The 24,973-nt window shown below is 38.9% G+C and carries 17 protein-coding genes, 2 tRNA genes and 2 rRNA genes (1 of these 21 running past the window's edge); 15 read left to right on the top strand and 6 right to left on the bottom strand.

What is annotated here, in order from left to right; genetic code table 11:
• The 3 genes from QJV27_RS05575 to QJV27_RS05565 form a co-directional block, all read left to right on the top strand.
• Positions 1-1,722: ribosomal RNA gene (locus QJV27_RS05575) — 23S ribosomal RNA — on the top strand; it begins 1,016 nt to the left of the window's first position.
• 105 nt (positions 1,723-1,827) lie between these two features.
• Positions 1,828-1,943 (top strand): 5S ribosomal RNA (gene rrf / locus QJV27_RS05570).
• A 275-nt stretch (positions 1,944-2,218) separates the two neighbouring features.
• Positions 2,219-2,295, top strand: a tRNA-Met gene (locus tag QJV27_RS05565).
• 205 nt (positions 2,296-2,500) lie between these two features.
• Here QJV27_RS05565 and QJV27_RS05560 read toward each other — a convergent pair.
• Complete coding sequence (locus QJV27_RS05560) at positions 2,501-3,475, bottom strand: sugar-binding transcriptional regulator (protein WP_281447964.1); 975 nt, start codon at positions 3,473-3,475, stop codon at positions 2,501-2,503.
• Between the two features lie 601 nt (positions 3,476-4,076).
• Between QJV27_RS05560 and QJV27_RS05555 the strand changes: the two genes are divergently transcribed.
• The 7 genes from QJV27_RS05555 to QJV27_RS05525 all read left to right on the top strand — a co-directional run bounded on the left by QJV27_RS05555 (position 4,077) and on the right by QJV27_RS05525 (position 12,105).
• Positions 4,077-4,925, top strand: coding sequence for a transketolase (locus tag QJV27_RS05555; protein WP_281447963.1), 849 nt, complete (start codon positions 4,077-4,079; stop codon positions 4,923-4,925).
• On the top strand, positions 4,922-5,866 hold the full coding sequence (locus QJV27_RS05550) for a transketolase family protein (protein ID WP_281447962.1): 945 nt from the start codon (positions 4,922-4,924) through the stop codon (positions 5,864-5,866). Before QJV27_RS05555 ends, QJV27_RS05550 begins: the two co-directional genes overlap by 4 nt.
• Positions 5,867-5,870: 4 nt before the next feature.
• A complete protein-coding gene (locus QJV27_RS05545; protein ID WP_281447961.1) occupies positions 5,871-7,352 on the top strand; it encodes an FGGY-family carbohydrate kinase in 1,482 nt (493 codons plus the stop codon).
• Between the two features lie 23 nt (positions 7,353-7,375).
• Positions 7,376-8,140 (top strand): SDR family oxidoreductase, encoded by a 765-nt coding sequence (locus tag QJV27_RS05540; protein WP_281447960.1) that lies wholly within the window; start codon positions 7,376-7,378, stop codon positions 8,138-8,140.
• Between the two features lie 185 nt (positions 8,141-8,325).
• Positions 8,326-9,588 carry an MFS transporter gene (locus QJV27_RS05535; protein WP_281447959.1) on the top strand — a complete coding sequence of 421 codons (1,263 nt, stop codon included), beginning with the start codon at positions 8,326-8,328 and terminating at the stop codon, positions 9,586-9,588.
• A 236-nt stretch (positions 9,589-9,824) separates the two neighbouring features.
• On the top strand, positions 9,825-10,229 hold the full coding sequence (locus tag QJV27_RS05530; RefSeq protein WP_281447958.1) for a hypothetical protein: 405 nt from the start codon (positions 9,825-9,827) through the stop codon (positions 10,227-10,229).
• A gap of 484 nt (positions 10,230-10,713) precedes the next feature.
• Positions 10,714-12,105 carry a carbohydrate porin gene (locus QJV27_RS05525; RefSeq protein ID WP_281447957.1) on the top strand — a complete coding sequence of 464 codons (1,392 nt, stop codon included), beginning with the start codon at positions 10,714-10,716 and terminating at the stop codon, positions 12,103-12,105.
• Positions 12,106-12,146: 41 nt separating this feature from the next.
• On the opposite strand, the gene QJV27_RS05520 is transcribed toward QJV27_RS05525, so the two are convergent.
• Entirely contained in the window at positions 12,147-15,035 is a 2,889-nt protein-coding gene (locus tag QJV27_RS05520; RefSeq protein ID WP_281447956.1) for an aldose 1-epimerase family protein, read from the bottom strand.
• Positions 15,036-15,285: 250 nt separating this feature from the next.
• Between QJV27_RS05520 and QJV27_RS05515 the strand changes: the two genes are divergently transcribed.
• The 3 genes from QJV27_RS05515 (at position 15,286) to QJV27_RS05505 (ending at position 19,555) form a co-directional block, all read left to right on the top strand.
• Entirely contained in the window at positions 15,286-16,491 is a 1,206-nt protein-coding gene (locus tag QJV27_RS05515) for a pyridoxal phosphate-dependent aminotransferase (RefSeq protein WP_281447955.1), read from the top strand.
• A gap of 17 nt (positions 16,492-16,508) precedes the next feature.
• Complete coding sequence (locus QJV27_RS05510; RefSeq protein ID WP_281447954.1) at positions 16,509-17,744, top strand: pyridoxal phosphate-dependent aminotransferase; 1,236 nt, start codon at positions 16,509-16,511, stop codon at positions 17,742-17,744.
• A 272-nt stretch (positions 17,745-18,016) separates the two neighbouring features.
• Complete coding sequence (locus tag QJV27_RS05505) at positions 18,017-19,555, top strand: GMC oxidoreductase (RefSeq protein ID WP_281447953.1); 1,539 nt, start codon at positions 18,017-18,019, stop codon at positions 19,553-19,555.
• Positions 19,556-19,604: 49 nt separating this feature from the next.
• Here QJV27_RS05505 and QJV27_RS05500 read toward each other — a convergent pair whose 3' ends face one another.
• The 3 genes from QJV27_RS05500 to QJV27_RS05490 are packed head-to-tail and all read right to left on the bottom strand — an operon-like array spanning position 19,605 to position 23,198.
• On the bottom strand, positions 19,605-21,515 hold the full coding sequence (locus QJV27_RS05500) for a cobaltochelatase CobT-related protein (protein WP_281447952.1): 1,911 nt from the start codon (positions 21,513-21,515) through the stop codon (positions 19,605-19,607).
• Positions 21,516-21,533: 18 nt separating this feature from the next.
• Complete coding sequence (locus QJV27_RS05495; RefSeq protein WP_281447951.1) at positions 21,534-22,550, bottom strand: AAA family ATPase; 1,017 nt, start codon at positions 22,548-22,550, stop codon at positions 21,534-21,536.
• A 57-nt stretch (positions 22,551-22,607) separates the two neighbouring features.
• A complete protein-coding gene (locus QJV27_RS05490) occupies positions 22,608-23,198 on the bottom strand; it encodes a J domain-containing protein (RefSeq protein ID WP_281447950.1) in 591 nt (196 codons plus the stop codon).
• A 259-nt stretch (positions 23,199-23,457) separates the two neighbouring features.
• Between QJV27_RS05490 and QJV27_RS05485 the strand changes: the two genes are divergently transcribed.
• Positions 23,458-24,069 carry a LolA family protein gene (locus tag QJV27_RS05485; protein ID WP_281447949.1) on the top strand — a complete coding sequence of 204 codons (612 nt, stop codon included), beginning with the start codon at positions 23,458-23,460 and terminating at the stop codon, positions 24,067-24,069.
• Positions 24,070-24,103: 34 nt separating this feature from the next.
• Here QJV27_RS05485 and lipB read toward each other — a convergent pair whose 3' ends face one another.
• Positions 24,104-24,793, bottom strand: a complete 690-nt coding sequence (gene lipB / locus QJV27_RS05480; protein ID WP_281447948.1) for a lipoyl(octanoyl) transferase LipB — start codon at positions 24,791-24,793, stop codon at positions 24,104-24,106.
• A 71-nt stretch (positions 24,794-24,864) separates the two neighbouring features.
• Here lipB and QJV27_RS05475 point away from each other — a divergent pair.
• Positions 24,865-24,950 (top strand) — tRNA-Leu (locus QJV27_RS05475).
• The last annotated feature ends 23 nt before the right edge of the window (positions 24,951-24,973 follow it).

The raw sequence follows: 24,973 nt of genomic DNA, 5'->3' as shown, positions 1-24,973 counted from the left end.
GGATTCCAAAACAACCAGGAGGTTGGCTTAGAAGCAGCCATCCTTTAAAGAAAGCGTAATAGCTCACTGGTCTAAATAAGAAACCCTGCGCCGAAGATGTAACGGGGCTAAAGTTATCTGCCGAAGCTGTGGGTGCATAATTTATTATGCGCGGTAGCGGAGCGTTCTGTAAGTCTGTGAAGAAGACGGGGTGACCCTCTTTGGAGATATCAGAAGTGCGAATGCTGACATGAGTAGCGACAAACAGTGCGAGAAACACTGTCGCCGAAAGTCCAAGGGTTCCTGCGCCAGGTTAATCCACGCAGGGTTAGTCGGCCCCTAAGGCGAGGGCGAAAGCCGTAGTCGATGGAAATCAGGTTAATATTCCTGAACCTGCTAGAAGTGACGAATACAATATGTTGTCAGATCTTATCGGATTGATCTGGCTTTTGGAGTATTCCAGGAAATAGCTCTAGCATATAGACCGTACCCGAAACCGACACAGGTGGACTGGTAGAGAATACCAAGGCGCTTGAGAGAACGATGCTGAAGGAACTAGGCAAATTACTTGCGTAACTTCGGGATAAGCAAGACCGGGTCGTGGGCAACCATGATCAGGTGGCACAGAGCAGGGGGTAGCGACTGTTTAGTAAAAACACAGGGCTCTGCAAAGTCGAAAGACGACGTATAGGGTCTGACGCCTGCCCGGTGCCGGAAGGTTAAGAGGAGGTGTGCAAGCACTGAATTGAAGCCCCGGTAAACGGCGGCCGTAACTATAACGGTCCTAAGGTAGCGAAATTCCTTGTCGGGTAAGTTCCGACCTGCACGAATGGCGTAACGACTTCCCCGCTGTCTCCAGCATCGGCTCAGCGAAATTGAATTCCCCGTGAAGATGCGGGGTATCCGCGGTCAGACGGAAAGACCCTATGAACCTTTACTGCAACTTTGTAGTGGCATCAGGAAAACGCTGTGTAGGATAGGTGGGAGGCTTTGAAGCAAAGGCGCCAGTCTTTGTGGAGCCATCCTTGAAATACCACCCTGAGTTTTTTTGATGTCTAACCATATCCAGTAAGCCTGGATTGGGACCCTGCATGGTGGGCAGTTTGACTGGGGCGGTCGCCTCCCAAAAAGTAACGGAGGCGCGCGATGGTGGGCTCAAGCCGGTCGGACATCGGCTGTTGAGTGCAATGGCATAAGCCCGCCTGACTGCGAGAGTGACAGCTCGAGCAGAGACGAAAGTCGGCCATAGTGATCCGGTGGTTCCACGTGGAAGGGCCATCGCTCAACGGATAAAAGGTACTCTAGGGATAACAGGCTGATCTCCCCCAAGAGTCCACATCGACGGGGAGGTTTGGCACCTCGATGTCGGCTCATCACATCCTGGGGCTGGAGCAGGTCCCAAGGGTTCGGCTGTTCGCCGATTAAAGTGGTACGTGAGCTGGGTTTAGAACGTCGTGAGACAGTTCGGTCCCTATCTGCCGTGGATGTCGAGACTTGAGAGGATTTGCCCCTAGTACGAGAGGACCGGGGTGAACATACCTCTGGTGTACCGGTTGTTGCGCCAGCAGCACCGCCGGGTAGCTAAGTATGGAAAGGATAACCGCTGAAAGCATCTAAGCGGGAAACCCCCCTCAAAACCAGGTCTCATTACGGGCCGTGATAGACCATCACGTTAATAGGTCAGGTGTGAAAGCATGGAAACATGTGCAGCTAACTGATACTAATCGCCCTTGCACTTACTCTACTAAACACACATACACTCATATCAGTCACTCTTATAAAACTATCCAATCAAATTAACCAACCATAAACTCACAATACCAATAAACAAAAGGGTATATTAGATGACCTGGTGGCAATGGCGGGGAGTGAACCACCCGATCCCATCCCGAACTCGGCCGTGAAAACCCCCAGCGCCCATGATACTATGTCTTAAGGCATGGGAAAGTAGGTCGCCGCCAGGTCTTCTAATATACCCATTTAAAAATTACACTATAATCCAACACGTTAATCACCATCAATTAACCAGCATCCACTCACGGATTATAAATATCAATCTTCATTAATAATTATTCCATTAATGATTAAAAAAATTAACCATCTGAATAAGCCTTCATTAACAATTTAGCGCAATTCAGATCTATAATATAACTGAGCTCACCATCTAAAAAATAACTCAGTTACCTATATGCCATTGGGAAAACTTATGAACCCAAATCACTCAGGCATATACACCCAATGCGGGGTGGAGCAGCCCGGTAGCTCGTCAGGCTCATAACCTGAAGGTCAGAGGTTCAAATCCTCTCCCCGCTCCCATTATAAAGCATGTGTCAAAAAAGTGGGAATTGGCCCTCATAAAAAATAATCAAGTTTTATAAAAATTCTTAAATTGCTTAGCTCGAAGACCAGAAGCCGAAACCACTAAACTGTATGTTAAAATGTTATATGTCTAAACGTATAGTTAGATAATTAATTATTGCATTCCTAAAAAATAAAACTTTATGCTCTTCGATAACTTAAATTATAATTGTATTTTAGGTGTAATTCTTCGAATGATACGCATTGCTGTATATTGGTCGGTAACTAAAACATTGACTAAACGTCCGTATAGTGCACCAAGGATAGCATCAGTTTTATTTTTCCCCCCAGCAACGCCGATGACCCTAGGGATTTTTTTAAGCTGTTCTAGTGTAATTCCAATAACTCGTTGATCGATAGCGGTTTTTAAAGGAGTTCCTTTATTGTCATAAAAATGCAAGCAAATATCACCGACGGCTTGTTTTTGTGTAATTGTTGTCATTTCTGCTTCGGTTAGGATGTTGCCACTGTCAGCGAGCAATTTAGTTAGTGAAATAGGGCCAATACCAACGAGTGCCATAGTGATTTCTTTGAATTGAGACAGTGTAGCTTTGACGTAAGGATCATTCATTAAAATCGTTCTAGCTTTTGTTGAGCCAAAAATCCCTTGTGCTGGTAGTAAGACTAGTTCCGCGCGAGTAATTTTAGCAAGCGTTGAACTCAATATAGAGGCATGTTTTTTTGCTGTCGGGCTGCCAATCCCCCCTTGAATTTGAATAATTTTTCTTGCTGATACTTTGAAATTATGGTGTAAATGATTAACCATACTGAGTAAAGATTCACTCCAAGATGAAATACCAATAACTTCATTTTGTTGCATTGTTGTGGAAAAAAACTGGGCTGCGGCCTGTCCTATACGTAAAATAATCTGATCTTCTTGATCTTGTTCACAAGCAGCAATAATAACCCCTGATAAATTAAAATATTCTTTAATTTGTTCTTCCAGTTCTAAAAACGTATTTTCTGGTTCGTTAATTGAAATTTGTACAATATTTTTTGCCACCGCTTTTTTTAACAAACGTGATACTGTTGCCTGTGAAATGTACAATTGTTTAGAAATATCAGGTTGTTTCATATTGTCGAGGTAGTACATTCGGGCTACTCTGGCAATAAATCTTAATTCGTCTGTGGTTGTCATGTGCGCTTTTAAGTTAAAATAAACTATTCATAGTGTCAGAGAATACCATTACCCCATCAGGCCTCCTAGTTCTAGATTTGATTATAAATACGTTATTAAAGGTATAGGACGGTTTTATATTAAATTAGTACAAAACTTTAATGCCATTTATAAATTTAATCTACAGTCAAATGTTGTATAGAATATTTTGGTAAACGATTTAAAGAGTGGAATGCTAATAAATGGCACTTCTTTAATCTGTTAAAAATTACAGACTGCTACTAATCAGGATAATCCTTAATGTTTGATCTTTTGTTTAGTTAACATAGTGGTTGATCATACAACGTAAATAATCATTAATTAACTTATATAGCGATTTTTAAAGTGTTTTTGATTTGTACAAAAAGGCTTTTGTAAATTGGCAAGCTTAGCTTGTTTTTTTACTAAAGATAGCTTGTCTATGTATGAAGTAGATTATGCCATAAATTCACAAAATCGTTACATATTAGATATTTTCTTGACCAATTCATTAAAAGAACATCATATTTACATATGAATAAAATATCATTTAGTGAATAAATATTCATATATTAAAATTGATTGGTTATTGGAAGGTGATTAGATGACTGGTATGCAAGGGGTTTTGGGTAAGAATGACAAAGATCGCCTGCTGAAATTAAGTCAAATTGCTGCTGAAATTCGTATTGATATTGTGAATACTATAGCGGCGGCAAAAATGGGGCATATTGGGGGGGATTTTTCTGTCACGGATATTTTAGTTTCTTTATTTTTTGGCGTGATGAATTATAAGTCACAAGAACCACATTGGGCTGATAGAGACAGATTCATTTTGTCAAAGGGGCATTGTTCGGCAGCTTTATATTCCGTAATGGCCAAAGCAGGCTATTTTAAGCATGAACAACTTGGTGAGTTTATGCAGCCATTATCCTTTTTAGGGGGACATCCCAATCGTCGTAAACTTGCTGGTATTGAAGCCAATACAGGTCCATTAGGGCATGGACTACCAATTGGTGTTGGCTGTGCGACAGGTGCCAAACTGGCGAAAAAAACATGCAGAACTTTTGTTGTATTGGGTGATGGGGAACTGCAAGAAGGCTCTAATTGGGAGGCTGCTATGTATGCGGGACATCGTAAACTTGAAAATCTGATGGCTATTGTTGATCGTAATCGTTTGCAACAAGGTGCAGGCACCGAAGATACAAATGCTCTTGACCCTTTGCCAGATAAATGGCGCTCTTTTGGGTGGGATGCGTATGAACTTGATGGTCATAATTTTCAAGAGTTATTGGAGGTTATGGACGCACCGTTTACAGGAAAACCAAAAGTCATCATTGCCAATACAATTAAAGGAAAAGGGGTTTCCTTTATTGAAAATAGAGTGGAATGGCATCACAAGGTTCCTTCCGCTGAGCAAAATGTTCAAGCTATTAAGGAGTTAACCCACTCATGACATCTTCACTTCAACAAGAAACATTTGATTGTCGGAAAATCTTTGCTGAAACTTTGATAGAATTGGCACGTCAAAACGAACGTATTGTCGTTGTTTGTAATGATTCTGTTGGTTCTTCTAACCTAAACGATTTTAAAAAAGAATTTCCAGATCGTTTAATCAACGTTGGTATTGCTGAACAAAATATGATCGGGGTTGCAGCAGGATTAGCCAATAGCGGTTTTATTCCATTTGTTAGTTGCGCTGGACCATTTTTAAGTGGTCGTGCTTTGGAACAGGTTAAGGCTGATGTCGCTTATAATATGTATCCAGTTATCTTATGTGCGCAAAGTCCAGGAGTATCGTACGGAGAATTGGGGCCAACCCATCATTCAATTGAAGATTTTTCTTGGATAAGAGCACTAACAGACATTACATTGCTTAGCCCTGCTGATCCTAAGCAAACCAAGGATGCTATTCTGTGGGCGGCCAAGGCAAATAAACCAGTTTATATGCGTGTGAATCGTTTTAAAATTCCTAAAACTACACCAGAACATTCGCCTTTTGAAGTGGGCAAGGCATTGGTGCTAAAAAAAGGGAAAGATGTCACATTAATTACAACAGGTATTTTAGTGTCTCGTGCATTAGAGGCCTCATCCATACTTGAAGAGCAAGGTATTTCGACGCGAGTTTTGAATATTCATACGATTAATCCACTTGATAAAGAGGCCATACTTGCTGCTGCCAGCGAAACACGTGGTATTGTAACAATGGAAGAAGCCATTACAACAGGGGGATTAGGTGCGGCAGTTGCAGAAGTGGTAGTAGAGCATCATCCAACTAAAATGCGAATTTTGGGAGTATCACATTTTGCACCCACAGGTTCCGCCTCTTTTTTATTGGATCATTTTGGGCTTAGTGTCGAAAATATTGTCAAGTCAGCTTATGAATTAGTGAGGTAACATTATGGGTGACCCATTGGTTCTGGCCATCGATCAAGGCAGTAGCTCCACAAAGTGTGTCATTGTCGATTATAAAGGTAAAATTATTGCCTGTGCTAAGGTCGAAATTAGTGAAACACATCCTTATGCAGGTCACGTAGAGCAAGATGCCAACGAAATTTGGGAAAGTGTTGGCAAGGCCGTTACGAAAACGCTTGCCAAGCTATTTGATAGTTATTTGGCGACAGATATTATTGTTGCTGGTCTTAGCACGCAAAGGGAGTCCTTATTGTTATGGGACCGTCAAACAGGTAAGCCTTTGCATCCATTGATTTCTTGGCAAGATCAACGTCAAATCGATTTGCCTTCCGAATGTGATGATGAAGCGGTCAAGCAACAGGTCAAGCAATTAACAGGATTGCCGTTGGACCCAATGTTTTCTGCGTCAAAGGCAAAATGGCTCCTTGATCATTATGATAAAGATCGTAAACGCACCCTTAATGGCGAGTTATGCCTTGGAACAATTGATTCTTGGTTATTATTTCAAATTTATGGTGAACATCTGATTGAAGCAGGAAATGCATCACGAACCCAGATGATGAATGTTCATCATTGTGATTGGGATAGTGATTTATTGGCTTTGTTTAATGTGCCAAAATTATGTTTACCTAAGATTATAGCGTCGAACGGACCTTTTCCTAAAGAGATTAAACAGTCTTTGGGGCCATTAAGAATTCCTGTCGGAGCAGTAATGGGTGACAGTCACTCTGCATTATTTGGTCACCAAGCGTTTAATATTGGGCAAGTTAAGGCAACTTATGGCACGGGGTCCTCGATTATGGGGTTAATCCGTAAAGACGATGAACTTCATTCAGGTCTATGCTTAACGATTGGTTGGAAGACTGGGGATAATATTGCATATGCAGCAGAAGGTAATATCCGCTCTTTAGGCGCAACATTACGATGGATGGCAGGTATATTAGATATTTCTGTGACTGATCTGGTTGAACTGGGTATGGCGGGTCAAAGTGATGATGTAGCCTTGATTCCTGGTTTTGGGGGGCTTGGTGCTCCTTGGTGGGATGAAAAGGCTGTTGGTTTGATTACCAATTTAACCCTTGGAACCAGCAGGCAGACTTTGGCTAGAGCTACAATTGAAAGTGTCGTTTATCAAGTCGCAGATGTGGTCAATGCCATTCGTCGTAACGTAGGTGACATTCATCAGCTTTTCGTAGATGGTGGACCAACAAGTCATGATGGACTGATGCAGTTGCAGGCGCAAATATTGGGTTGTTCAGTATTTAGGGCTGAAAGACCTGAATTATCGGCTTTGGGTGTTGCGTATATGGCAGGTCTAACCAAAGAAGTTTGGACCCAAGCGGGCTTGGATAAATTAAACAGAGCTTATGATTTATTTGAGCCTAAACCAGGGCAAGATAAACAAAATATCAACATGGGAAAATGGCATAAAGCTGTTAATCAATCCCGTTGTTTATATTCTGCTTAATATATATCAAAAGGAATAAAATCATGGAACTTTTCTCTCTTGCAGGTCAAAATGCTTTTGTAACAGGTGCTGGCAGCGGAATTGGACAAAGAATTGCTATTAATCTTGCCAAAGCAGGCGCAAATGTTGGGTGTTTTGATTTACCCAATAGCAAGGGGTTGGCGGACACGATTACCGAAATTGAAAAAATTGGACGCAAAGCGATTGCATTAACAGGGGATGTTACCAATCCAGACGATATTAATAAGGCCGTACAAACAACAGATCAAAAGTTAGGCGACCTATCTTTGGCAGTCAATGCGGCTGGGATTGCTAATGCTAATCCTGCCGAGGAAATGGATTTGGAACAATGGCAACGTCTGTATGATATTAATGTTAAAGGTGTATTTTTGTCTTGTCAGGCAGAAGCCAGAATTATGTTAAAAAATGGCAAAGGGGCAATTGTCAATATTGCGTCTATGTCTGGTGTTATTGTTAATCGCGGGTTAATGCAGGCACATTATAATTCTGCCAAAGCAGCAGTTATTCACATGACTAAAAGTATGGCAATGGAATGGGCAGAAAAAGGGGTGCGCGTTAATGCAATTAGCCCAGGATATACAGCAACACCAATGAATACCCGTCCTGAAATGGTCAATCAGATGAAGCAATTTGTCTCTGAAACACCAATGCAACGTATTGCAGATCCCGATGAAATGGCGGGGCCTACAATTTTCTTATTATCAGAGGCCGCATCATTTTGTACTGGCGTGAATTTGCTGGTCGATGGCGGTTTTTGTTGCTGGTAAATCTTAATTCACTTGAAAATTAATAAAGCTGTTTTTTAAAAATTAAATAATAAACAGCTGTACCTTAAAGGGGACAAGAATAATGTTTTTTTCAGTAAAACTATTCTTGAAGGGGAAGCTGCTACTTCTTTCCAAAAAAACAGCTAAAAATATTTTGTTCTCTTGTGACAAAGCAGGAGGTCATAATGTGGAGTAATTTTGTAGAAAAAATATTCATTTCGCCAAAGTTAATGCTTGGGTATATTGGCGTGATGGTGTTTATGGCGGGTGAAGGTCTGGAACAAGGGTGGTTGTCCCCTTATTTAATTGACCATGGTCTTAGTGTGGAACGCTCAGCTTTATTATTTAGTATTTATGGGCTTAGTGCTTCTTTCTCGGCCTTTTTTGCTGGTGTTTTGACCGAAATTTATGGTGTAAGACGTGTGATGACCACAGGGCTTGTTATGTTTTGTGTTGGGTCTTTTTTCTTTTTAACATTTGGCATACCCAGTCATGACTTTTGGATCATGCTACCTTCATACGCTTTAAGGGGATTAAGCTATCCTTTGTTTGCTTATGGATTTTTGGTTTATATTACCTACGAAGCACCCGTAAACAGATTATCAACAGCAGGCGGAATTTTTTGGTCTTGCTATGCTTGTGGATTAAGTGTCCTCGGCGTGACGTATTCCAGTATTACGCTGAAATTCATGGCTCCGATTTATGTGTTATGGAGCGCATTGATTTTGGTGTGTTTGGGGGGTGTTATTGCTTTGTGGATTGATAAAACAGCCATTCAATCCAAAAAAAGAACAAATAGTAAAGAAAAATCTTCTCTTTTATATTTACTTAAAGGGATTACAATCATTTTTGAAGTTCCAAAGCTGGGCCTTTGTGGCTTTGTAAGAATAATAAATACACTGGCAAGTTATGGTTTTCCTGTATTTTTACCCACAGTGTTACAAAATTTAGGGTTTTCTATAGGCCAATGGCTGCAAATGTTAGCCTCTTTATGGATTACCAACATGATTGCTAATTATTGCTGGGGTATATTGGGTGATAAATGGGGATGGAGAAATACAGTCGCATGGGGGGGATGTATTGGTTGTGGTTTAACAACGTTATTGCTTTATTATGTTCCCACTTGGGGTGGCGGTTACTTTGTCACATGGGTTGCTGCATGTGCATATGGGGCTTGTTTAGCTGCTTACACACCGATCAACGCAATTATGCCGATGTTGGCACCAGAAAATAAAGGGGCTGCGATGTCTGTATTAACACTTGCCGCTGGATTAAGTACCTTTTTTGGTCCTGGTATTGTTGGGTTATTTATCCACTCTATTGGTGCGGTTGGCGTAATTTGGATTTATGCTGCCTTATATTTTATCGCTGCGATAATGATGTCTTTTGTTAGTATCAATCATCATCATTTTATGAAAAAAGAAACAAGCCTGTCCTCGGTTGTATAAGGAACGATGTTGTCGCAGATTTTTTATTTTTCTTCAAGTTATAAAACAGCATTTTATTAGATCATTAAAAAAAAGAAAAATTCAAATTTTGCGACAAATCTAGTATTTTTATTTTGTACTATGGTTTGTTGTATTCTGTTTACAATAGCACTGTAAAATTTAGAAAGTTGACTAAATGATTATCATGCAACGGTCTACAATGGTAAAAATATAAAATAATGATAAGAGAATAACAAGTGATTGAGATTGCTGGAGAGGGAGCCTTTATTCAGATTGATATTATCAATTTCGTAACTGATAAAAAATGGTGGGGAGCGGGTGATTTTATAGAATGTAATTTTTATTATAGAAATTCAGATATTGTGTTTACAGCCAGAGCGGCAAATATTTATTATCATTTTTTACAAGAATTATATGTTGATTTAAAAGATTTATTAGCAAGGAAAAAGGAAAACTGTTTTTTTGGAGATCGCGCCCATGTAGTGGCTTTGGATTTTATGAAAAATAAAGATACTTTAGGTTATCTAATTGAATTTGAATTTTGTTATTACGATGGCAGTGACTTAGAGTTTAGAGGAAATTTACAATCTTCAGAAGAAGAGTTAAAAAAGTTTATCCAGGAAATAGAGTTTTTATTATAAGTTTTAGATTAAAATAAAACATAGATAAGCTTATTAGACAACCTGTTTTAAGGTTGTTTTTCACGTTTAATAGCTAGTTAGATAAGTTATAGAAACTAGCTAATTAAACCTCCAGAATCTAAAGGTTTGTTAGAGCCAAAAATAAAAAATAATTTTAAATACATGATTTGACAATAGAGATCATATGGCATGTCGTTTTAGTATAAATATCAGATCAATGTTCAGTCAAAAAAATCAAGTAAAATTATATCTAATCGTTACAGTGAAGTGAATAGAAACAAAGATATATTACTAAAAAATTTTTCAAAATATAAAAATTTTATTTGATTTAAATGTTTGTATTAAAGGCTCTTAAAAAACTTATATTTTAAAATATTATTTCAATTTTAACTTTATTTTTATAATAATTTTATATACGCTAATTATCACGATATTGTTACCATTAATTATTTGCTTATTTTAAAAATTGAGGTGGGACGATTTGATGAAGCATATTTTAAATTATAAACCTTATTTGATTGTAGGATGGAGCTGTATTTTTGCCTTAAACACAGCAATTGTGGTGAATAGTGATAAAGCTTTTGGACGCACAACCTCATTTCAAAAAAAAATAAATAATAACGAAACAACCACAGATGATACAAGCGCAGGGATTCATCAGGAGTTATTCTTAGGTAAAGTTAATCAGTATCTGAATCAATATGGCTTTCATTTTGGATCTAACTGGATATCTGAAACCTCGGCAGTTGTTAGTGGAGGACGTAAGAAGGGAATTGATTATGCCCATCAAATGACGTTCGCATTGGATATTGATTGGGAAAAATGGATAGGATTAAAAGGGTTTTCTACTCATGCTGTTGCTTTGAATTTTACGGGCAGAAGCACAAGTTATGATTACATTGGGGATACGGTCATTCAGTCGCAAGAAGTTTATATTCCCCATCAAGCATTAATAAGAATGTATGTTTTTTATGCGGAACAAAAGTTATTAAACCGTAAATTAGATATAAAATTAGGGCGAGTAAGTGCAGGGAATGAATTTGCTGCCAGTCCTTTTGCTTGTGATTTTATTTCTTTGGCAACCTGTGGTCATCCAAGGGCAGTTGCACAACAGGGTTTTCCCAGTTGGCCTGGCGCTGTTTGGGGAACACGAATTTTGTATAATTTTTCATCCAAACTATACGCACAGACAGGGGCATATGAAAGCGCACCTTGGCCCCAAGGGGGAAGAAATGGTTGGGACTGGGACGCCCAACATACAACGGGTGCTTATGTGCCTGTTGAGATTGGATATAATCCGCAATTTGGTCGACATCATTTAACAGGATATTATCGTATTGGTGGTGGAATTGACAGTAGCAGATTTAAAACATGGTCATCACAAGTAACGGGAACGGGTAAAACGGATCATCGAACGCAATTTTGGATTATGATAGATCAAATGATTTACCGCAATGGTCCCCAAAAAAATCACGGATTATATATTTTGGCCAATTGGGGACATGATTCTCCAACGACATCAGTCATTAAAGATTCATATAATATAGGGTTTATCGATCGTGGTTTTTGGAAAAAAAGGTCAGATGATCAATTTGGTGTTATGCTGACTTACTATACAGTTCCAAAAGGGTTACGTCGTGCGCAACAGATGCAAAAAAAACAGGGATTGAATAATAACATCATAGAATACCCCTTTTTAAATCGTGCGCCAGGAGTACAGTCAAATGCAGTGATGATAGAAGCAAATTACAGTTTGCCCGTATATCGTAGCATCGCTATTACCCCAGTTTTTCAGTATTTCCATCATGTCGCAGCGACAAAGAATGTGTACCCTGATGCCGCTGTTATTGCATTGAAGACAAGTGCTATTTTTTAATCAATATGGGTATGAACGATACGTACATACCCATATTGTTTTTATTCATGGGCAATTGGATTGGGGTTAAGTGTTGTTTGTTGGTCGCCTTGAATTTCACTAATTTCTTTTTTTACTGCACTTACAGCATTTTGATTCATTAATGCCTTGTACGTAATTTCAAAATGGACCGTTTGGTTGGGCATTACTTGACGAATACGTTGATGCGCACGTTCGATTGAAAGCGGATAAGCATAATTAGTTCCAGGTTCTATTCCTGTAACATAGCCCTGCTTTTCAGTATCTGTATTTTTCCATAAGGTAAGATATGGTAATTGCTGTGTATTAAACTGAATAGCCGCCCCTTTAGTATGGTCCTTGTTAACAATTGCGGCGAGAGTGGTTCCATCGGGTTTGGCATAAGGGACAATATTGAAAACCATTTCATCAAAGTCTTTGGTCGGTCCCAAATAGGTCTGCCAATCGTTTAGTCCATGCTTGGCATAATTGTTAAATGGACTGATATCTTTTACGGGTGCTATAAATTGTGAGTCTTTTTCAAGTAAGGGCTTGCTAAAATTGCTATGATACATGATTTGATAATCATGTGGATAATCAGCGTGATTGGTTAGCATATCATGTAAAGTAAATTCGTGTGTATTTGGAACATAGCTTAGTTCAGTCCAAATTTGTAAATCTGCTTTTTTAAAAGAGCTTTCTTTTATTAGACCTTTAATTTTGATTGTGTAGGGTGCTTTCTTGCTAATTTCAACGATCACTTCAGAAGCGGGGATATTGCCTGCTTTACCGTGTAACGTATAAAGTTGCCCATTTTCCATTCCTGGATGGCCAGCCCATTCAAATCCACAACGGACCATCATCTCATTAAATCCTTCTAGCCATCCAGCACCATTACGGCTTTCAAGATTGATAAAGACGGGATTAACGATTTCTTTTACAGGGGAGTCCCATCCAAAACGCATATCTTGCCCTGTTACGTTAATAATGCTCATTCCACGGGTGGGGCTGATGGTGATGGTTAAACCATTTGGGGTGGAAAGAGTAATGATCTTTGAGCCTTCTTGCTTTCCCCCACGCAATATTGTTTGTTCAATCGTGAATGGAATATCTGTGATGTTTAGTTGGTTATTATCAACTTTCCAATTTCCTACTTCTAAATTGTTGTTTGTACTGGTTAGAGTAAAGATATGTGTATCGGATGTCGTGGATAAAGAAGATTTAGCAGATACTGGGATGGTTTCCATCATGGTCTCCTTAAAGTTGTTTGATAAAACTTGTTGAACTTGATCAAAAAAATTATTTAAATCAATAACGCCCCCGTATGTATATAAAGCATCTTTACCGCCAACATGTTGTGCAAAAATAAGGATTGACTCTTGGTCAGCGTCAGCCATTTTGAGATTATTCCAAACTGGACGAATATAATATTCATAAGCTTGAGATAAAGCCGATTGATCAATGCACCAATTTGTAAGGTTTTCACTGTTATAAGCATGGTTAATATAGTGTTTTAGAAAATGTAAAATCTTTTTGGTGATCAGGGGTTCGCCAAGGTACATCGCGGTTGCACCTAAACACCACGGCTCAACAAAATGTTGGCTTCCGTTTGGGGCAATGCTAAATATTCGTAAAGCAAGATCAAAATTTTGCTTTAGATAATTAAAACGCTCAAAAAAATCATCTGGCAGATAAGTATCAATATCAAAAATGAAGGTGGGTACGGGGTATTTTTCAAATATAGTTTCGGCAAACAAGAAACGCAAACTAGCGAAGTAAGCACCATCTGGATGAATAGATAATTCATGGTTGTAAGTAAGATAAAGCGTTGGAATATGTTGTTTCAGATAATTTTGCGTGTTTTGTAGAAATTCTATTTGAGCAGTGGATGGATTGTCGAAGAAGAGAGAAATAACCGTTACTGTTCGAGCGTTATTTTTTTGATGCGCTTTGATTAAAGAAAGTAAAAATTTGGGGAAAAAGCGGAAATATTTTGTGTCGCATCCTAAGATAATGGAAAGTTCAGGTGTATGATCATGAATATCAGCATAATGCCATTGACATGTTTTATAAATTTGAAAACGATCAGGACATTCTTCTTGCGTTTCAAAGGTTTTGGATACCGTATCTGGAAGCCAACTATACACTCCACCTTCATTCATCGGAAACATTATCTGTTGTTTTAAAGAAAGCTCTCTTGCTTTTAAAAAATGATAGTCTGTTTTTTCACGATCATGAATAAACCAAAATACTTTACCCATCATGATATGATACCATGGTGTATCATGATTTATTGCAAATTCTTCTGCTAAAAAATCTAATAGTTGGTTATGGTTTTTGCGACCCAAAGAATTGCAGAATGTTATAAATAGGTGATTATATCTAGACTGTATATTTACAGTAGAGTTTGCGATTAAATAGGGAAATAAAAATAGATAATACTCTTGTGATAGATGTGGCATTTGATGGCGATTCAGAGTAATTTCGACCAGAAAGAAAAAACAGTTATCTAGTGATTTTGAAAATGAATCTTTTTGCTGATTCTTTAGTTCTTGCTTGTGCTGATGTTCTAATGAATCCAGTAATTGTCGATGTTTTGAAAAATCTAGCAATCTCAGGCAGTGCGTGGGCAGTTTATCGAAATTATTTGTCTTAAAAGATAGTATTGCTTGTAAATAATGAAATTCGAACGCATTAGGATCAATTGCAAGACCGAATTGAATGAGCTGTTGTGCGAGTGTAAAATTTTTAGCAGCTAGGCTATATTTCACAAATATTTTTATGGTGTCTAAATCAGTGGGATTTTTTACGAAGGTATCTAGAAGCTGTTCAAGTTGATTAAACTCAGGACGAAGATAGGCGGGTAGGGACTCAATTGGATGATTTTTAACAAAGGAACGCACTACTAACTTTAAAACGGCAATTTCGGTCATGATTTCAACTATGTATTAATGAAAGATAATTTCGATTTATTTACAGGTTAAAGGAATATGGTAGTTAGTTAAAGCCTTAATATTTTTAAATGAATATTTATAAAGTAAGAGGAAATTAATATGCACAGCTTTGCCTCTGCATTTTATCACCAAAATGATATTTTTAATAATTATTAAAAATTTGTTTTACTCTGATTTGTTTTATTTTATTTTAGAACATAGTCAATTCTTATATTTTGGAACTATTATAATGGATATTATATCTGACCGTCTCAAAAGAATACAGCCAAGTCAAACTTTGGTTATTTCAGCAAAAGCACGCGAGATGAAGGCAAAAGGACGTGATATAATCAGTCTTTCTGCCGGTGAACCTGATTTTGATACCCCAGACAATATCAAATCTGCGGGAATAAAGGCGATTCAGTCAGGTCAGACAAAATATACGGATGTTGGTGGAACCCTAGATGTTCGTAGGGCCATTGCACAACGATTGAATACAGATTACGGATTAAATTATAAACCAGAGGAAGTTGCTGTTTCTAGTGGGGGAAAGCAGGTTATTTTTAATGCAATGATGGCCAGCATTAACCCAGGTGACGAAGTTATTATTCCAGCACCATGTTGGGTTTCATATCCCGATATTGTAACATTAGCAGGGGGAACACCCGTTATCGTACCATGCAGCGAGCAATTAGCTGGGTTTAAATTACAACCAGATCAGCTAGAGGCTGCTATTACGCCAAAAACAAAATGGCTAATTTTAAATTCTCCTTGTAATCCAACGGGGGCTGCCTATTCAGCCCAAGAATTGCGTGCATTATGTGATGTATTATTAAAGCATCCTAATATATGGGTGTTAACGGATGATATTTATGCCAAGCTGGTTTATGATGGTTTTGAATCAACAACAATTGTACAAATCGAACCACGATTAAAAGATCGTACAGTGACGATGAATGGGGTTTCCAAAGCATATTCAATGACAGGATGGCGTATTGGGTATGCCGCTGCTCCAGTTGAATTCATCAAGGCTATGATGAAGTTACAAGGGCAATCAACAACTAATCCTTGCTCTATCAGTCAGGCTGCAACCATAGAAGCACTGGCAGGATCACAACAATCTGTAGCAGAGATGGTTAAAACCTATCAAAAAAGACGCGATATCGTGTGGGAGCTATTAAATAATATTCCAGGACTAAGTTGTGCAAAACCAGAAGGTGCGTTTTATTTATTTCCATCAATTAAAGGCTGTTTGAACAAAACTTCAAAAGCTGGGATTAAAATTGTTAATGATGAAGCATTTGTTACCGCATTATTAGAGGAAGAGGGGGTTGCCGCTGTGCACGGTGCTGCTTTTATGACGGATGGATATTTTCGAATTTCCTATGCAACGAGTACAGAGTTGTTAAAAGAAGCTTGCACACGTATCAGACATTTCTGCACAAACTTACAATAATCAAAAGTAAATATTTTATGACAAATAATATCGATGCAAGTGTACCTGCCCTGTCACTAAAGATGGAAGGTTTTGAAGCACCTGCAACAATTGCAATGTCTATGCGCGCGCGGGTTCTGGCTGCTGAAGGAAAAAAAGTAATTTCTCTTGCCTTGGGACAACCTGACTTTTTTACACCGAAAGTAGCCATTGATGCTGCATATCAAGCCGCATTGGATGGACAGACAAAATATCCCCCCATTGATGGATATGTTTCCTTAAAAAAAGCAGTGCAGCAAAAATTTCAACTGGAAAATAATCTGGACTATGGTCTAGACGAAATTATGGTTGCTAATGGGGTTAAACAAATCCTGTTTAATGCTTTGATGGCCACATTGGACGCAGGTATGGATGACGAGGTGGTTATTCCAGCACCTTATTGGACGAGCTATCCAATTATGGTTCGATTTTTGGGGGGGCAGCCTAAATACGTAGTTTGTTCAGAGGACAGTAATTTCACTCTAAAAGCCTCTGATTTACGTGCTGTTATGTCTGAGAAAACTAAGTGGTTTATTTTGAACTCTCCCAGCAATCCAACTGGGGCAGTATGGTCAAAAGAGAGTTTGTTGGCAATTGCAGAAGTTTTACGAGATTATCCAAAAGTTTGGATTTTTGCCGATGAAATTTACGAGCATCTAGTTTTTGATGGTCAGCAACATTATTCACTGGCCCATCTAGCACCGGATTTAAAGGATCGTATATTAACGGCAAACGGCGCGTCCAAGACCTATGCGATGCCAGGATGGCGGATTGGATATGCGGGGGGACCCAAACGATTGATCAAAGCAATGCTGAAGATCCAAAGCAATTCGACTTCTGGTGCTTGTAGTGTCAGTCAGGCCGCTGCGGTTGCTGCGTTGCATCATGGTACACAAGCAGTTGAAGAAATGAAACAAGCCTATGATCGTCGCCGAAAAATGATGCAAGATGCGTTTTCAAATATGCCTGGTGTCACCTGTGCAGTGCCACAAGGAGCATTTTATGTATATCCTGGTATTAAAGGATGTATAGGGAAAACCAGTGCAGGGGGACGTAAGATTGAAAACGATCAGGATTTTGCAGAAAGCTTGTTGGATGAACAGTATGTTGCTGTCGTTCCTGGCAGTGCATTTGGGTTAAGCCCTTATTTACGCATTTCATATGCAGCAGATGATGCGGTGTTGGAAGAAGCCTGTAAAAGGATAGCTACGTTTATTAAGCAGTTAGTAAATTAAGAACTAAACAAAATATCTTAGAATAATTTTCTTATTTTGGATTTATAATATTAGGGCTCAATCTATTTTTATAATAGATTGAGCCCTAATATTATATAATACTTATAAATAGTTATAATAAAATTGTAAAAGATGTTATAATAATATAAATATTGCAATATTTATAAGTACATATTTAATTTTATAAATTTAATTATTATATTCTATATTATAGAAATACTTAATATTTTATAAATTTATTTTTTTATATCATAAAATATCGAGAATTTAAAATGAGTATTTTTAGTCCTGTAAATAAATATAAGGAAATTGTTCCTGAAATTTTTGAAGATATTCCAAAACCTCCTACCCATTCAAAAGTGATTATTATTGGTTCAGGGTTTGGTGGTGCTGTTTCGGCATGGCGTTTGGCACAAGCGGGGATTGCCTCAACAATTTTGGAACGGGGGTCTTATTGGCCTATATCCAAGGATCGTAAAACATTTACAGATGAGGTTTTACCTGATGGACGTGGTTTTTGGCATCGACAACACGTTAAACAATTAAATGGTTTTCCAGCCGTTATTGATGATTTTGGTGGTGTGATGGATGTGACCAGTTATGATCATATTGATGTATGGCGTGGCGCCTGTGTTGGTGGCGGATCTGTTGTTTATACGGGTGTTATGATTCAACCAAAGCAAAAATATTTTGATCAATTATTTCAAGGCGTCGTCGATTATAGCGAAATGGATCAAAAATATTATCCTTTAGTAAGGCAAGTGTTAAATCTTAATTCAATGCCAGAAGATATTTATCAATCAAAACCTTTTGGGCATTCCAGAACATGGGATAGTCAAAGTCAAAAGGCTGGATATCAACCTTATCGCGTGGATTCAGTGTTTAATTGGGATATTATTTATAAAGAACTAAATAATGAAGTTCGCGCATCCGCTATTGTTGGTGAAACGGATTTGGGAAATAGTAATGGTGCAAAGTTTGATCTAACTCAAAACTATTTAAAATACGCACAAGATAGTGGTTTTTCCACTGTGTATCCTGGGCATCAGGTGCAAACCATTTCTTATAATGGAAAAAATTATGAGGTTAAAGTTACGAAATTAAATCCTCAAGGGGATGTTTTGGATACATATATGTTAACGTGCGATTATTTATTTTTGGCGGCAGGTTCAATTGGAACATCAGAGTTATTGGTTAAAGCAAAGGCATTAAACACATTGCCAGCCTTAAATGAACATATTGGTCAAGGATGGGGTAGTAATGGCGACGCAATTGTCGTTAGATCTTTTTCTGGATCTGAAGGGTTAACACAGGGTTCGGCTTGTGCCTCTAAGATAGATGATGAAACCATTGCTCAGATTCCTGTAACTTTGGAAAACTGGTTTACCCCTGGAATAGCTGTGAATATTGGTGTGGCAGGCTCACTTGGAATGACCTTTGATGAGACTAGGGCAAATTTTGTATATAATTCAAAAACAGGGGATGTAGAGCTGCAATGGCGCAAAACCGATAGCGACAAAACAGAGGAAGCTATTCGGATGATAAATAATAAAATTGCTAAAGCCTCAGGGTCAGTTCCAGGATTATTTCCACTATCAACGGATGTACGTGCTGACTTTACTGCTCATCCATTAGGGGGTGCGGTGATTGGTAAGGCGACAGATGCTTATGGGCGTATAAAAAATTATTCAAATTTATACGTTATTGATGGTGCATTAATGCCAGGAAGTGCGGGTTTAGTAAATCCAAGTTTAACGATTGCCGCCTTAGCTGAGCGGAATATCGAAACGATTATTCAAAAAGACTTTTAGTTATTAATAATGAATAGGTGTAATTACACCTATTCATACAGTTGATTTATCAGTTTCTTTTGAGGATAGTTTTACGATTAATGTCGAATAGGTTTGCCAATTCTTGCATCATTGTTCCCCCTAATTGTTCGGCATTTGTGATTGTAACCGCACGTTGATAGTAACGTGTGACGTCATGACCAATTCCAATTGCGGTTAATTCAATATCTGGCTGTGCTTCGATACGGGCAATCATACGGCGCAGATGTAATTCCAAATATTCTGGATTATTGGCAGAAAGTGTACTATCATCAACGGGTGCGCCATCAGAAATAACCATCAAGATTTTACGATTTTCGGTACGATGGCGCAATCTCTGCCAAGCCCAATGTAAAGCCTCACCGTCAATATTTTCCTTTAATATTCCTTCTTGTAACATTAAGCCCAAGTTACGACGAGCATGTCGCCAAGGCTGATCGGCTGATTTATAAATTATATGACGTAAATCATTTAAGCGACCAGGTTCTACGGGTCGGCCACTGCCTAACCATTGTTCACGGCTGCGCCCTCCCTTCCATGCGCGGGTGGTAAAGCCCAAAACTTCGACTTTGACAGCGCATCGTTCCAAGGTTCGTGCCAAAATATCCCCACACATGGCGGCAATACTGATCGGTTTCCCACGCATTGAACCCGAATTATCAATTAGCAAAGTAACAATGGTGTCTTTAAAATCTGTTTCTTTTTCCTGTTTAAATGTTAACGAACTGGCAGGGTTTAAAATAACGCGTGGTAACTTACTGGCATCAAGCAAACCTTCTTCTAAATCAAAATTCCAACTGCGTCTTTGTTGGGCCATCAGCTTGCGTTGTAAACGATTGGCAAGTTTGGAAATAACATTTTGGATATGATGTAGTTGTTGATCTAATTGTTTGCGCAAATAAGCAAGTTCTTCAGCGTTACATAATTGATCAGCGGTTACAACCTCATCGAAATTTTTAGTATAAATGCGGTATTGTTGATCCTCGACCTCACTTAATGGGGGCGGGGGTCCCTCTTGTGGGCCGGCAGGTTGTTCTTGGGCTTCGAAACCTTCGCCTTCTTGTGCATCGGGAAGGTCAAGATTATCCATACCTTGGGCTAGTTGAGGGGTTTGTTCTTCTGGTTGTTGCTGTTCTTGGGGTTCTGATTGTTCATCTTGAAGGGTTTCATCTGGATTATCTGGGGTGTCTTGGTCTTGATTATCATTGTTATCTGAAGATTCTTTTTCTTTTTCTGTTTCTTCTAAATCTTCCATCAAGTGGTATGCTGTCAGCAGTTTTTGTGCTGCTTTGGCATAATCTTTTTGATTATGCATGTGCAACATCATTTGTTCCAAAGCATCCTCACCATTTTTATTTAAACGGTTGCGCCATAATTGTAAAACGCGCCTAGATTCTTTTGGAACGGGTTCCCCTGTTAATTTTTCTCTGGCTAGCAATGCCAGTGCCGTTTGTGGGGGCATTTGCTCGGCTTTATTCATGCGTGCATGTCCCTCAGCATGACTGGTATATTCGACAACAGCGCGCAAATTGGCAGCAATGCCTTGCATGTGTTGACTGCCCAGTGCTTCAACGCGGACTTGCTCTAGTGCATCAAATGTTGTTTTGGCATCTCCCATTTCGGGTTGATTGGTTTCGTGAATATTTGGGTTATGATATTTCAAGCGCAGGGCGATTGAATCTGCAGCACCGCGTAATTGTGTTAATCCGATAGGGTCTTGTACTGAGGGTGGGGTGGGCAAATGCACAGTGGTTTGCGTAACATGACTGTGCGTTGCTTGATGACGTAGGGGGCCAGAGTAAAAATTAACATTGGTATCAGTGCGCCCACTCAAAGCATGAATGACCCCAATGGTTGCCTGTTTAAATTGCTCTGGATCGTACGTTTCTTTTTTCAAAGGAGGGGTGTGAGAAGAGGATGATTTTTTTTGATCTTCTTGCATAGGATCCCTCTTTATGGATTAAATAACATCAGAAATTAATGGATCAATATTAAAACAACGCTGATAATATTCAGCAACGGTTTGACGTTCAGCTTCGTCACACTTGTTTAAAAAGGTCAGGCGAAAAGCTAATGCCAGGTCTTTAAAGATTTCGAAATTTTCAGCCCATGTAATTACAGTTCTTGGAGACATAACGGTCGAAATTTCCCCCGATGCAAAACCATGGCGGGTTAAATTGGCCAAAGCAACCATTGAATTAATCATTTTTGTTGCTTCACTATCATTTTCAGATACACCCATCTTGGACATGATAATTTGTGTTTCTTGTTCGTGTGGCAAGTAATTTAACGATGCAACAATATTCCAACGATCCATTTGACCCTGGTTAATTTGTTGAGTGCCATGATACAGTCCTGTTGTATCTCCAAGACCAATGGTGTTGGCGGTGGCGAACAAACGAAATGCTTGGTGGGGACGAATAACCCGGTTTTGATCCAGAAGGGTTAATTTACCTTCAGCCTCCAAAACTCTTTGAATGACAAACATTACATCAGGACGGCCAGCATCATATTCATCAAAAATTAAGGCACAAGGATTTTCCAAAGCCCATGGTAATAATCCTTCTTTGAATTGAGTGATCTGCTTGCCATCTTGTAGTACGATGGCGTCTTTGCCGATCAGATCAATTCGAGAAATATGACTGTCTAAATTAATTCGAACACAGGGCCAGTTTAGGCGTGCAGCTATTTGTTCGATATGTGAGGATTTTCCCGTTCCATGAAACCCTTGCACCATCACACGACGATTATACTTGAAACCTGCCAAAATGGCTTGGGTAATTTCTTTATCAAAGCAATAGCTTGGATCAAGATCGGGTACCAGGGCAGTTTTAACTGAAAAACCTTGAACTTCCATATCTAACTCTATGTGGAATGTTTCTCTGACCTTAAAGATTTTATCAGGAGTAGATAAAATAGAAGTGGGGGGCAGATCGTTGTTCCCTGAAATAATCGGTTGATCAGAGGTTTCAGTCATTATTAAAGTCTCCTTAAGGCGATTGTTAATGCTGTTACAAATAATATATAATTTATACTAGATTTCTACAGAATTTATTAAATGTGTTCTTACTTGGGAATAAGCTGCGTTGATGGTTTTAAATTGTTCTTCGGATTGACTGTCCCCACCGTTACTATCTGGATGATATTGGCGGGCAAGGGATGTATAGCGTTTTTTTAAATCCTGAAGCGAAATTGGCCATGTAAGTCCCAAGATTTTAAGAGAGTCTTTGAGTTCGGTGGGGGCACTTTTAGGTGTAGGTTGTGAGTGCTTGCGTGTATTAAACCCAGAATGTTTAGAGAAAATGCCCAAAGAATCTTTAAAAAATTGTTCCTGTAATAAATCTGCTTTGCCTAATTGTCCTAATTTCCAAGAAGGTTTATCCCACACAGAGGCCGAACGCAGTTGCTGTTCTATTTGTGCGGGGGTCATTCCTTTACAAAAATCCCAGTTTTTATTGTATTCTTTAATATGATCAAAACAAAACCAGTAATATTCGTTCAGTTTTGTTGGTGATTTTGGTGCTTTATATCCAGCAGGTTCACGACAGTGTGGCATATCGCAACATCTTTCGGGGCGGTCTGGGTCTGGGTCAAAGGCACGAAAACGTTTTTTTTTGGTAGTCATGGCAATATCTGATTGTGTAATTTTTAAATTGTTAGGTCGATAACTCCTTACCGTTCGAAGCTAAAGAGTGATTTTATTGCAAGAATATCTTATATAATATGGTATTTTCTAAAAGTAAAACCAAGTTATTTTGTACGCAAAGATGATTAAGGATCAGATTTGGTGAATATTGTAATAAAATATCGTATTGATTGAACTTGTTTTCCCTATATTGTATTAAATATTGTTCATGCTGTTGTGAAAAATAAAGGATAAGTTAATGAAGTGGGCGCGTAGAAGTCTTGCAGTATTGTTTCCTATTTTGTTGGCAGCATGTCATGCTGGTCAAGAAACACGTCCAACATGCGAATTAACAGCCATTTCTCAGGTTGAGTCTTATTTAAATGACGAAAAAGGGTTTGAGGGACAATTTACTCAAACTTGGCCAGATGGAGGGCAATCTTCAGGGCGGGTTGTTTACGAACCTGGGAAGCTACGATTAAATTATGAATACCCATCGACTATGATTGTCGTGGCCAAAGATAAGCGAATGGTTGCCAAAGAATTTGCACATCAGTCAATTACACGTATCGGATTATCCAGAAATCCCTTGGGACTAATGTTACAAAGTCCTGTTCACTTGGTTAAACCGATTTTGGTTACGAATGTGCAGCGTCACCCCCATCAATTACAAATTTCATTAGCCAGTGCAGACAACCCTTCACAAGGGTTATTAACCCTGCGATTCAAAGAGGAATTGGGACGCTTGACCTTAGAGCAAATGCAGGCAGTTGATGTTCGTGGTGGTCGCACGATCATGGATTTAAGGGATATTCAACAAGGGGTGCAAGTCCCAGCATCATATTTTGCTTATCCTGACGGGCAAAAATAATAACATTATGAGGTGGCGAGTCTGTGATGATATTTTAATCGTCTAATAAGATTTGTCGCTCACGCAAAGGGTGTTGGAAAAGATGTTGCCATTGTTTCAGTAAAACCTGATCGACATCATCCAAAGAACACTTTATTCCAAGTTTTTCCATGCTTGTTACCCCATAATCGGTCAATCCACAGGGAATAATCCCTGAATAATCATTTAGATTTGGATAAACATTTAACGCAATACCGTGCCAGCTGATCCAACGGGTCAGTTTAATTCCCAAGGCGGCTATTTTTTCTTCTTTTTTTGTTATGGGATCAACAACCCATAATCCGATACGATCTGGTCTTTTTTCTGCGTGGATATCAAAGGATTTTAAAGCTAAAATAATCCAGTCCTCGATAATATTAACAAATGCGTGAATATCCCTTTGTGGAAAGACGTGATGATCTTGACGTAAGTCCATCATAAAATAAATAATTCGTTGTCCTGGACCGTGATAAGTCCATTGGCCACCGCGATTGGTGTAATAGGTGGGATAATGTTGCTGATTTATCAAATCGTGGTCTTTAGCCGATGTCCCCGCAGTGTATAATGGGGGATGCTCTAAAAACCAAAGACATTCAGGCTGTTGTTCATGATAGATACGGTCGACATAGTGTCGCATTGTTTCGATTGCAGTGGGGTAAGGGATAATTTTTTTGCTTTTTTGAAAAAATATTGGTGGAAAGGTCATTGCATGAAATCTTTTCATCGGTTATAGAGAAAGCACATTATCTTACCATTACAATAAATGGTTTGTCATGTGCGGTCGTGGCGGAATGGTATACGCGCAAGCTTGAGGTGCTTGTGGGGGCAACCCCGTGGAAGTTCGAGTCTTCTCGGCCGCACCAAAATGTGTTTTTCCTATAAAATA

The sequence above is a fragment of the Commensalibacter oyaizuii genome (genome assembly GCF_029953265.1).
Taxonomy (GTDB): domain Bacteria; phylum Pseudomonadota; class Alphaproteobacteria; order Acetobacterales; family Acetobacteraceae; genus Commensalibacter; species Commensalibacter oyaizuii.
The sequence above is the reverse complement of the archived record's forward strand: the minus strand, read 5'-3'. Positions and strand labels throughout refer to the sequence as shown.